Raw genomic sequence first — 10308 nt, 5'->3', positions numbered from 1 at the left:
CTCACCTCTTACCATTCCGAACAGAGAAGTTAAGCCCATTAGCGCCGATGGTACTGCCAATGGTGGGAGAGTAGGTCGTTGCCTTTCTTTATCAAACCTCAATCTTTTAAAGATTGAGGTTTTTTTTTTGATCTTTATTTTTAGGATTGCTGTATCTCGTAGTTTTTAATCCTTTGCCCGTTATTTTTATAATTATAAAAGAAGTAATTTTGCTTTAAAAGCAAGAATATGAATAAAGCAATTTATATCGCAGCGAGTGATGCAAACTCTGGAAAATCTATGCTAAGTTTGGGTTTGATGCAGCTGTTACTTCGTAAAAAACCTAAAGTAGGATACTTTAGGCCTATAATTGATAATCCGATAGGTAATAAAAGAGATAATCACATAAACACAGTTCTTAATTATTTCAATTTAAAAAGTGAGTATGAAGATTGTTATGCTTTTACACGCTCGGAGCTGATTAGAAAATTGAATGATGACAGAGAGGATGAAATAATTAATATAATCATTGAAAAGTATAAGAAACTAGAAGAAGAAAATGATTTTGTAATTATTGAAGGAACTGATTTTTCTGATCATGGAGCTGTAATAGAAATGGATTTAAATGTACTTATTGCCAAAAATATTGGAGCGCCTGTAATTATAGTTTCAGGAGGAGTGAATAAATCACTTGAGGACTTTATTCAGAGCTTACGATTAACTTATGATTCTTTTGTAAACAAAGATGTACAGGTTATTGCGGTTGTGGCAAACAAAGTACAAGAAAAGAATATTCCAACGATAGTACAAGAAGTAGGTGTAAATTTACCAAAGTCAGTTTCAATAAATGCCATTCCGATAGATCAAAAATTAAATAACCCAACAATTAAGGAGTTCTTAATGGAAATTGAAGGAAAAGTTCTATTTGGAGAAGGATTGCTAAATAATACTACAGGAGATATTAAAGTTGGAGCTATGCAACTATCTCATTTTTTGCATCATTTGACAGATGATAGCGTTGTGGTAACACCAGCAGATAGATCTGATATATTATTAGGTACCTTACAAGCCAATATTTCTAGTAATTATCCATCTATAGCTGGGATTATTCTTACAGGAGGAATGGAGTTAAATTCTTCAATAATTAAACTTATTGAAGGTCTAGAAAAAGTGGTGCCTATTCTTTGGGTTAAAGATGGAACATTTAGTATTGCTTCTAGATTAGGAGCTGTTCGTTCTCATATTTATGCCGAGAATATTGATAAAATAAAAATGTCTATCAATATGTTTGAAAAATATGTTGATGTTGCAAGCTTGAATGAAAAGTTAGTTAGTTATAAAGGATCAGAAGTGTTAACTCCAAGAATGTTTCAATATAACTTATTAAAAAAAGCTAAAGAAGTGCGTAAACACATTGTATTACCTGAAGGAAACGATGATAGGATTTTGATAGCCGCTTCTCAACTACAAAAAACAGATGTTGTTAAGTTAACAATATTAGGTAAAAAAGTAAATATAGAAGCTTCAGTTAAACGATTAAATATTCCTTTTGATTTCGATAAAACTGTAATTATTAATCCAATAGAATCTGAATACTTTTCAGATTTTTCCAATACGTTATATGAATTAAGGAAACACAAAGGATTAAGTCCTGCTATGGCAGAAGATTTGATGGCTGATGTTTCTTATTTCGGAACTATGATGGTATACAAAGGGTTAGCTGACGGAATGGTTTCTGGAGCAGCACATACTACTCAACATACTATAAAACCAGCTTTACAGTTTGTAAAAACAAAACCAGGATTTTCAGTAGTTTCATCAATTTTCTTTATGTGTTTGGAGGATAGAGTTTCAGTGTTTGGTGATTGTGCTATTAACCCAAATCCAACAGCAGAAGAATTAGCAGAAATAGCAATTTCTTCAGCAGATTCAAGTATTGCTTTTGGTATAGATCCTAAAATAGCGATGTTATCATATTCATCAGGTGCTTCAGGTAAAGGAGAAGATGTAGATACTGTTAGAAGAGCTACTGAAATTGTGAAGGAAAAACGTCCAGACTTAAAAGTAGAAGGACCAATTCAGTATGATGCAGCAGTTGATCTTTCCGTAGGAAAAAAGAAATTACCAAATTCGGAAGTAGCGGGGCAAGCCAATGTGTTAATCTTTCCTGATTTGAATACAGGAAATAATACTTATAAGGCAGTACAGCGAGAAACAGGAGCTTTGGCTATTGGACCAATGTTGCAAGGGCTAAATAAGCCTGTAAATGATTTAAGTAGAGGTTGTACCGTTGATGATATTTTTAATACCGTAATTTTAACTGCAATTCAAGCACAAGAATAGCTTGTTTATTAATAAAAAATAGATGAAAGTTTTAGTCATAAATTCAGGAAGTTCCTCAATAAAATATCAATTATTTCAAATGCCTCAGCAAGAAGTACTTTGTTCAGGGTTGATAGAAAGAATTGGTTTAGAACTTGGAAAAGTTCACTATAAATCTAACAATATAAAAGTAGAAAAAGAAGTAATTATCGCAAACCATAAATCTGGTTTAGAAAAGGTTGTTGATTTATTATTGGATAAAAAAGTAGGAGTAATTTCTTCTACAGATGAAATTAAAGTTGTTGGGCACAGAGTAGTGCATGGTGGAAGTACTTTTACAAAAACGGCTATAGTAACTGAAGAGGTTAAAAAGAAAATAGAATCGTTATTTTCATTAGCACCTTTACACAATCCTGCAAACTTGGAAGGGATTAAGGTTTCTGAGTCTATTTTTAAAGATGCACAACAAGTAGCGGTTTTTGATACAGCATTTCACCAAACCATACCGGTTGAAGCGTATAAATACGCAATACCTACTAAATTATTAGAAGAGTATGGAATACGTTTGTACGGTTTTCATGGAACAAGTCATAAATATGTGTCAGAAAAAGCAAATGAGTATCTTCAAAAAAAACATTCAAAAATTATTACGATTCATTTAGGAAACGGATGTAGTATTACTGCGGTTGAAAATGGAAAAAGTATTGACCATAGTTTAGGTTTTAGTCCTGTAACAGGTTTAATTATGGGAACAAGATCTGGTGATATTGACCATTCTTTAATTTTTTATCTAACAAATAATCTGGGATATGATATTAATGATGTTAATAACATGTTGCAAAAAGAAAGTGGAATGTTGGGTTTAACAGGGTTTAGTGATTTACGAGATATTGAAGCTGCTGCTGCCAAGGGTAATAAAAACTGTCAATTAGCCTTGGAAATTAATGCTTATAGAATTAAAAAATATATAGGTTCGTATGTTGCGGTAATGAACGGTTTAGATGCAGTTGTTTTCACAGCAGGTATTGGAGAAAATTCTTATGTAATTAGAAAGTTAGCCTGTACTAATATGGAATATTTCGGAATTGAATTAGATGATGAAAAAAATGTTATTAGATCTAAACAAATAAGAGAGATAAATAAAGAAGCTTCAAAAGTAAAAGTGCTAGTAATTCCAACTAATGAAGAGTTAGAAATAGCAAAGCAAGCGTACGAATTATTATAATATGAATTATAACTACTCTTATTTAGTACGGTTTCAATATTTAGGGTTTCGTTTACACGGTTGGCAAAAACAACCTAATTTAAAAACAGTTCATTTTTTTGTTGACAAGACATTAAAGTTTGTGTGTAAAGGAATTCGATGTAAGTCGGTAGGGGTTGGGAGAACGGATGCAAAAGTTTCATCGACTGACTATTGTTTTCAGTTGTTTATTGATAAAAAATTAGACGAATCTTTTTTTATTGAAGATTTTAATCGCAATTCACCTTCTGATATTCGAGTATTAGTTATAGAGCAACTTCACGATGAAGAGTTCAATATTATTCAACATCCAAAAATTAAAGAGTATCGTTATTACTTTTCTTTTGGAGAGAAAAATCATCCCTATTGCGCCCCTTTTTTAACGGGGTATTTAGATGAATTAGATGTTGAGTTAATGAAAGAAGGTGCACGATTGTTTGAAGGGTTTCATAATTTTAAACATTATTGTACGAAGCCATCTACAGAAACCAGAGTAGAGCGTACTATTGAAGTGTGTAAGATTGAAGAAAATACTGAATTATCTGCTTCTTTTTTTCCGGAGAAAAGTTATGTGTTAATTATTAGAGGAAGTGGATTTTTACGGAATCAAATTCGTCTAATCATGGGAGCTTTAGCTGAATTAGGAAAAGGAAATTATGATTTGGAGTTCATCAAAAAAAGTTTGAGTCCTGAAAATAGTGATATAGACTTTATGAAAACCATCGCACCAGCTTCTGGACTACATTTACATAAAGTAGAATTTAAAAAAGAGTAAGCGGTAAATTATATTAGGTGTCTTTTTTTGACGCTATTTTTAATAAATACGCACTTCCTAATTTTGATTCCCTAGTTTTAGGATTCAAAAATTTTAAGTTAAGTCTTGTTACTCTAAAATGATCAACTCTGTGTTTCTCCTTTATAATAAACCCTTCTTTTTTTATTTTTTCAAGAGAAATATTTCTAATAACAATCCAAACATCATCGTCTATATTTTTTAATTCTTCTTTTGTAATGTGAGGAGTATTTCTCTGCGTATAAAAATCTAAAGGCCAAGAATAATCATTCTCATAAAAAAAGATATCCTTTACATTAATGGTGTTATTTTGATTAATAATGTTTGCTAGTTTAATTCCACCTTGATATTGTAATAATTCAGGGTAGAAGTAAGAGTTAAGTACTACATTTATAAATACCATTAGCAATACTGAGTTGACAACAATTTTTTTACTAAAATCTTCTTTTTGAATTACGTTAATGAGTACTATTAATAATAGAATGGTACTAAACACTATAATTAAAATAGAAGGAGTGTTAAAAGTGCAACATAAAATTAAAATAACTGCAATAGTTAATACTAAAACCATAAAATAAATAACACCTATGAATATTTTCAGTGTTTTTTGTTGATTGTCCTTTTGAAGATTGTATAAAACTCCTGCTGTAAAAACAGCTAATAAAGCTAATAATGGATTTAAATAATGTGGTAATTTAAATTTTGAAAAACTAATAATAAATAAGGTAATTAATACTCCACCTATAGTTAATAATTCTATACCTTGTACAGGTTTAAATTTGTTTACAATTAACTTTTTTATTTGATAATATAAGCCATAGTACATTAAGAAAGCCCAAGGTAAAAAAGTCCAAAGTAGAGAATGAAAAAAGAAAAAGTAATCAGGACTGTTTTGCTTGAAACCAGTAGCTGTTATTCTCTCAACATTCTGACTCCATAGAATAAAATTCACACCATCCATTCCAAACTGAACATAGTAAGCATATACTACAGGTGTAATAGAAAGGAAAAAAGAAACCAAACCTATAAGAACTTTATAAGAGAATATTGTATTAAATTTTCTAGTATAAAGGATGTGTGAAACTGTGGCAAAACAAATAATACCAACTCCATAAAATCCTTTAGTAGAAAAGGAGATTCCCATACCAATAGCTCCTAAAATAATAGGAACTAGTTTTCTTGTTGAAACATATTCAAACAATTGCCAAATAGCAAAAATAGTTACTCCAGTTAAGACAGCATCAGTACGAACATCGTGGTTAGCTAAAATGATAGATTGACTAGTTAAGAAGATCAGAGAACCAAAGTGAGCAACACTTTTACTATATAACTTTCCTGTTAATTGATAAATAGAATAGGCTCCTAAAATAGTAAATAATAAAGCTGGAATTCGATAAGCCCATTCGTGTAAACCAAATAGTTTAAATGAAATGGCAGATAACCAAAAATGCATATGTGGTTTATCTAAATAAGGATTAGGACCTTTTAGAAGTTCAAAAAAGTTGTCACTTAAATACATGCGCATAGCCATAGTGGCATGTTGTGCAGAATCATTAGCCATTAAAGGAATAAATAATCCTATAACATAAACGATTGCCACTAAAAAATAGAGGTATTTAATGTTTTTTTGCTGGTAAAAAAAGTCCATAAACTATTTATTTATTGAAACAGTTGTTAACCGTACCTTATTTATAATAAAAGCCAATCCTATTAAAGAAATTAAAGCCGTAATAATATTAAATGAAAGTCCAATACTTGTAGCTATTGTTTCTTGGGTATTTAAAAAAGTTGAGGCTTTTAAAAAGATATACTCTCTTGCTCCAAATCCTGCAAAAGAAACTACTGAAAGTACTGATGAAATTAGAAAAACAAAGCAGTAACTAATAATTCCAACTACTTTTAACTGAAAGGCTTTGATAATGCAAACAATAACGCCAACTTGTAATAATTGAATAACTAATGAATAACCAAAACTATAGTTATAATAAGTATTACTGTTTTTAAAAACTCTTATCATAATAAGCTTTGCAATAAAAAAAGAAGCTAAAGCAATAACGATACTTACTAAGAATAATAATGAGTTAGAAAAAAACAAATACCCTCCCATTAAAATTAATAGAGAAAAAATTGCTAATAAACCAATAAGTCTATCAACAAATACACATTTAGTTAACTGTTTTGGTTTCCAACCAAATTGCTTACTCAATATGTATACTTTGTATGCATCCCCACCCACACCTCCAGGTATAAAGAAGTTATAAAACATTCCAACAAAATACAACTTTAAATTGCTAACTTGACTTAGATGAAATTGATTTTGATGAAAAATATAATTTAACCGTAAGGATGAAATAAACTGTGAAGCCAAAAATAATAAAATTGCCAATGCTAAATAAAAAGGATTGGATGTTTCATATAATTTGATGACTTGATTAAAGTCAATTTTTGTAAATACCAAGTATAAGAGTAAGATACTTACTCCTATTTTGGCTAGAGTTTTAACAATTTTGTTATTCACTTACATGAATTTTTCTAATAGTATAAGGGCGCTTTTTTTGCGACTCGTAATAAGTTCTCATTAATAAGTCAGTAATAATCCCTACAGTAAAAAATTGCAAGCTAATAATAACGAGCATAACACCAACAATTAATAAAGGTCTGCCCCAAATATCTTGTCCCAATAATTTTAATACTAGTAAGTAGAAATTAATAGCCAGTCCAAAGAACATAAAAAACAACCCAAAATTACCAAAAAGATGTACAGGACGCTGCATGTATTTTCTTTGGAAAATAATTAAAATGATGTCATTGATAACTTTTACAGTTCTTCCTAATCCATATTTAGATTGTCCATGGATTCTCGGATGATGTTTTACAGGAACCTGAGTAATTTTTGCCCCGTTTAGGTGAGCTAAAAGATTGATAAATCGGTGCATTTCACCGTACAAGTTTAAATCTTTAGCTATTTCTTTTTTAAATACTTTTATCGCACATCCTTGATCTTTTAAATCTAAACGAGTAGCTCTTCTAATTAAAAAATTTGCAATTTTAGAAGGAATTGTGCGAATAAAAGAGTCTTTTCTTTTTGCTCTAATTCCTGTAACTACATCCCAATCTTCAGATTCAGCTTTTTCAATCATATGAGGGATATCTGATGGGTCGTTTTGCATATCTCCATCAAGAGTAACGATGTAATCACCTTTTGCTTGGTCAAAACCAGCAGCTAATGCTAAACTTTGTCCATAATTTTTGCGTAACTCAACCAAAACAACTCGAGGGTTGTTCATGTTAACAACATTTTTCTTTGTGTTATCGGTTGAAAAATCGTCAATGTAAATGATTTCATAATCAAATCCTTTTAAACTATCATCAATCTGTTTAGTTAAAGGAACTACATTGTCTTCTTCATTGTAAACAGGAACAATTACAGATATAAATCCGTAGGATTTTTTATTTGACATAGGTGGTTATTTATTGGGCAAAGTTACTACAAAGAATTTAAAAAAAGTAAAAGCTCATTTTTTAAATGAGCTTTTACTTAAATATAATATCGAAGAGAAAAACTAATCTCTAATTAAACTTCTTGAGATTACAATTTTCTGAATTTCTGAAGTTCCTTCATAAATTTGAGTAATTTTAGCATCACGCATTAAACGCTCTACATGGTATTCTTTTACGAAACCATTACCTCCATGAATTTGAACAGCTTCAACAGTTTGTTCCATTGCTACTTTAGAAGCATATAATTTTGCCATAGCACCTTCACGATCATAGTTTTCACCAGCATCTTTTTTGCAAGCAGCAGCCATTACTAAGTGACGAGCCGCAGCAATTTCTGTATACATATCAGCTAATTTGAATGCAATAGCTTGGTGGTTACAAATTTCAGTACCAAAAGCTTTACGCTCTTTAGAGTATTTTAACGCTAATTCATAAGCTCCTGAAGCAATACCTAATGCTTGAGCAGCAATACCAATACGTCCACCAGATAAAGTTTTCATCGCAAATTTAAAACCGAATCCGTCTTCACCAATACGGTTTTCTTTAGGAACTTTTACATCGTTAAATTGTAACGTGTGTGTGTCAGAACCACGGATACCTAATTTATCTTCTTTAGGACCAATGTGGAAACCTTCCATACCTTTTTCAATAATAAAAGCATTGATTCCTCTATGACCTTTAGCTCTATCTGTTTGAGCAATTACTAAATAAGTATCAGCACGTCCACCATTAGTAATCCAGTTTTTAGTACCATTTAATAGGTAGTAATCACCTTTGTCTTCAGCAGTAGTTGCTTGTGAAGTGGCATCAGAGCCAGCTTCTGGTTCGCTTAAACAAAACGCACCTATTTGCTCACCAGTAGCTAATTTTGTTAAATATTTTTGTTTTTGTTCTTCAGTACCATAAGCTTCTAAACCATAACATACTAATGAATTGTTTACAGAAACCATTACTGAAGCAGAAGCGTCAATTTTTGATAATTCTTCCATAATTAATACGTAAGAAACAGCATCCATTCCACTTCCTCCATATTTAGGATCTACCATTACTCCCATAAATCCTAACTCACCCATTTTGCGAACTAGTTCATTAGGAAACTCTTGTTTTTCATCTCTTTCTATAACTCCTGGCAATAATTCGGTTTGAGCAAAATCACGTGCAGCATCACGAATCATTAAATGCTCTTCTGTAAGGTTAAAATCCATTATCTATTTTATATTTTGTTAAATTCGTAAAAAATGTGTTCAAAGATACTTTTTTAATAGCAATTTTTCAATAGACTTGTTATTTTTACTTTATGCAAGACAACTATATTTATTGTATTGGATTAATGTCAGGAACTTCTTTAGATGGAATAGATTTGGCATATATAAAAATGCATGAAAATTTATACGAAGATTTTAGAATTATACAGGCAGAGACAGTATCATATTCTAATGAATGGAAGAAAAAACTGCAAGAAGCTATAAATTACGATGAGAAAGATTTACAAATTTTAGATGTTGATTATGGTGAATTTTTGGGGAGTATATTGAATAATTTTATAAGAGAACACCGTATTTCTAAATTAAATTTTATAGCGTCTCACGGGCATACAGTTTTGCATCAACCAGAAAACGGAATTACCTTACAAATAGGAAATGGACAAGTCATAGCAAATGTTACTCAGCAAAAAGTAGTATGTGATTTTAGAACTCAAGATGTAACGTTAGGTGGACAAGGAGCTCCTTTAGTGCCTATTGGAGATAGACTATTATTTACTGATTATGATTACTGTTTAAACTTAGGAGGTTTTGCTAATATCTCTTATGAAGAAAATAAACAAAGAATAGCTTTTGATATTTGTCCTGTGAATATTGTACTGAACCATTACACACGTAAAATAGACTTAGAGTATGATAATGAAGGGGAAATAGCCTCAGAAGGGAAAATTAATATGGGATTATTAAGACGATTGAACGAGCTTTCCTTTTATCAAGATATTCCTCCAAAATCTCTAGGATTAGAATGGGTACAGTCAACTATTTTTCCTTTAATAGATAACGAGGAAGCAGATATATCAACTATTCTAAGAACTTTTGTAGAACATGTAGCGATGCAAATAGGTAATGTTGTTAAAAATGATGCTACTATTTTAGTAACAGGAGGAGGAGCGTTCAATACGTTTTTAATAAAGAGAATAGAGTTTTTTGCACAGACAAAAATAAAACAAGTAAGTACAGAACTCACTGATTACAAAGAAGCTTTGATTTTTGCGTTGTTAGGAGTGCTAAAGACCCAAAACAAAGTAAACTGTTTACAGTCAGTTACTGGGGCAAAGAAGGATCATTCTTCAGGTAATATTTTTTATCCGCAGAAATAATTTAAAGTATTTGAGTAATGTAGTTTTTTATGATAAATTTGTTCGGTAACAACTACACACTAAAACCTATAGTATAATGAATCAACTTTAGCTTCCCCACAGGGGAAT

Annotated in this window: 8 protein-coding genes and 1 rRNA gene; 5 read left to right on the top strand and 4 right to left on the bottom strand. The window is 30.8% G+C overall.

Features of this window, described 5'->3' with window-relative positions; all coding sequences use genetic code 11:
- From rrf to NH341_RS12960, 4 genes are all read left to right on the top strand, one after another.
- Positions 1 to 87: ribosomal RNA gene (rrf, locus tag NH341_RS12975) — 5S ribosomal RNA — on the top strand; the annotation flags it as partial.
- Positions 88 to 228: 141 nt separating this feature from the next.
- Positions 229 to 2322, top strand: coding sequence for a phosphate acetyltransferase (pta, locus tag NH341_RS12970; RefSeq protein ID WP_159616320.1), 2094 nt, complete (start codon positions 229 to 231; stop codon positions 2320 to 2322).
- Between the two features lie 22 nt (positions 2323 to 2344).
- Positions 2345 to 3526: an acetate/propionate family kinase gene (locus NH341_RS12965; protein WP_047790260.1), complete on the top strand. Its 1182-nt coding sequence runs from the start codon at positions 2345 to 2347 to the stop codon at positions 3524 to 3526.
- A gap of 1 nt (position 3527) precedes the next feature.
- Positions 3528 to 4319, top strand: coding sequence for a tRNA pseudouridine(38-40) synthase TruA (locus NH341_RS12960; RefSeq protein ID WP_253057139.1), 792 nt, complete (start codon positions 3528 to 3530; stop codon positions 4317 to 4319).
- A 13-nt stretch (positions 4320 to 4332) separates the two neighbouring features.
- Here the strand turns inward: NH341_RS12960 and NH341_RS12955 are convergent, their stop codons facing one another.
- The 4 genes from NH341_RS12955 to NH341_RS12940 all read right to left on the bottom strand — a co-directional run bounded on the left by NH341_RS12955 (position 4333) and on the right by NH341_RS12940 (position 9043).
- Positions 4333 to 5985 (bottom strand): glycosyltransferase family 39 protein, encoded by a 1653-nt coding sequence (locus NH341_RS12955; protein WP_253057137.1) that lies wholly within the window; start codon positions 5983 to 5985, stop codon positions 4333 to 4335.
- Between the two features lie 3 nt (positions 5986 to 5988).
- The gene (locus NH341_RS12950) at positions 5989 to 6855 is read right to left on the bottom strand and encodes a lysylphosphatidylglycerol synthase transmembrane domain-containing protein (RefSeq protein WP_159616326.1); all 867 of its coding nucleotides are present in this window, start codon (positions 6853 to 6855) and stop codon (positions 5989 to 5991) included.
- Complete coding sequence (locus NH341_RS12945) at positions 6848 to 7798, bottom strand: glycosyltransferase family 2 protein (protein ID WP_159616328.1); 951 nt, start codon at positions 7796 to 7798, stop codon at positions 6848 to 6850. The genes NH341_RS12950 and NH341_RS12945 overlap by 8 nt, the downstream gene beginning before the upstream one ends.
- 102 nt (positions 7799 to 7900) lie before the next feature.
- A complete protein-coding gene (locus tag NH341_RS12940; protein ID WP_047790258.1) occupies positions 7901 to 9043 on the bottom strand; it encodes an acyl-CoA dehydrogenase in 1143 nt (380 codons plus the stop codon).
- A 92-nt stretch (positions 9044 to 9135) separates the two neighbouring features.
- On the opposite strand from NH341_RS12940, the gene NH341_RS12935 reads away from it, so the two are divergent.
- A complete protein-coding gene (locus NH341_RS12935; RefSeq protein ID WP_159616330.1) occupies positions 9136 to 10200 on the top strand; it encodes an anhydro-N-acetylmuramic acid kinase in 1065 nt (354 codons plus the stop codon).
- Positions 10201 to 10308: the final 108 nt, after the last annotated feature.

This window comes from Tenacibaculum sp. XPcli2-G, from assembly GCF_024124505.1.
GTDB classification, from domain to species: Bacteria; Bacteroidota; Bacteroidia; order Flavobacteriales; family Flavobacteriaceae; genus Polaribacter; species Polaribacter mesophilus.
Note: the sequence above shows the minus strand (reverse complement) of the source record. Positions and strands in the feature narration are given on the sequence as shown.

What these genes read in the sequence shown, in the direction of transcription:
- pta (WP_159616320.1), top strand. Translation starts at nt 229, where the DNA reads ATGAATAAAGCAATTTATATCGCAGCGAGTGATGCAAACTCTGGAAAA.
- NH341_RS12965 (WP_047790260.1), top strand. Translation starts at nt 2,345, where the DNA reads ATGAAAGTTTTAGTCATAAATTCAGGAAGTTCCTCAATAAAATATCAA.
- NH341_RS12960 (WP_253057139.1), top strand. Translation starts at nt 3,528, where the DNA reads ATGAATTATAACTACTCTTATTTAGTACGGTTTCAATATTTAGGGTTT.
- NH341_RS12955 (WP_253057137.1), bottom strand. Translation starts at nt 5,985, where the DNA reads ATGGACTTTTTTTACCAGCAAAAAAACATTAAATACCTCTATTTTTTA.
- NH341_RS12945 (WP_159616328.1), bottom strand. Translation starts at nt 7,798, where the DNA reads ATGTCAAATAAAAAATCCTACGGATTTATATCTGTAATTGTTCCTGTT.
- NH341_RS12940 (WP_047790258.1), bottom strand. Translation starts at nt 9,043, where the DNA reads ATGGATTTTAACCTTACAGAAGAGCATTTAATGATTCGTGATGCTGCA.
- NH341_RS12935 (WP_159616330.1), top strand. Translation starts at nt 9,136, where the DNA reads ATGCAAGACAACTATATTTATTGTATTGGATTAATGTCAGGAACTTCT.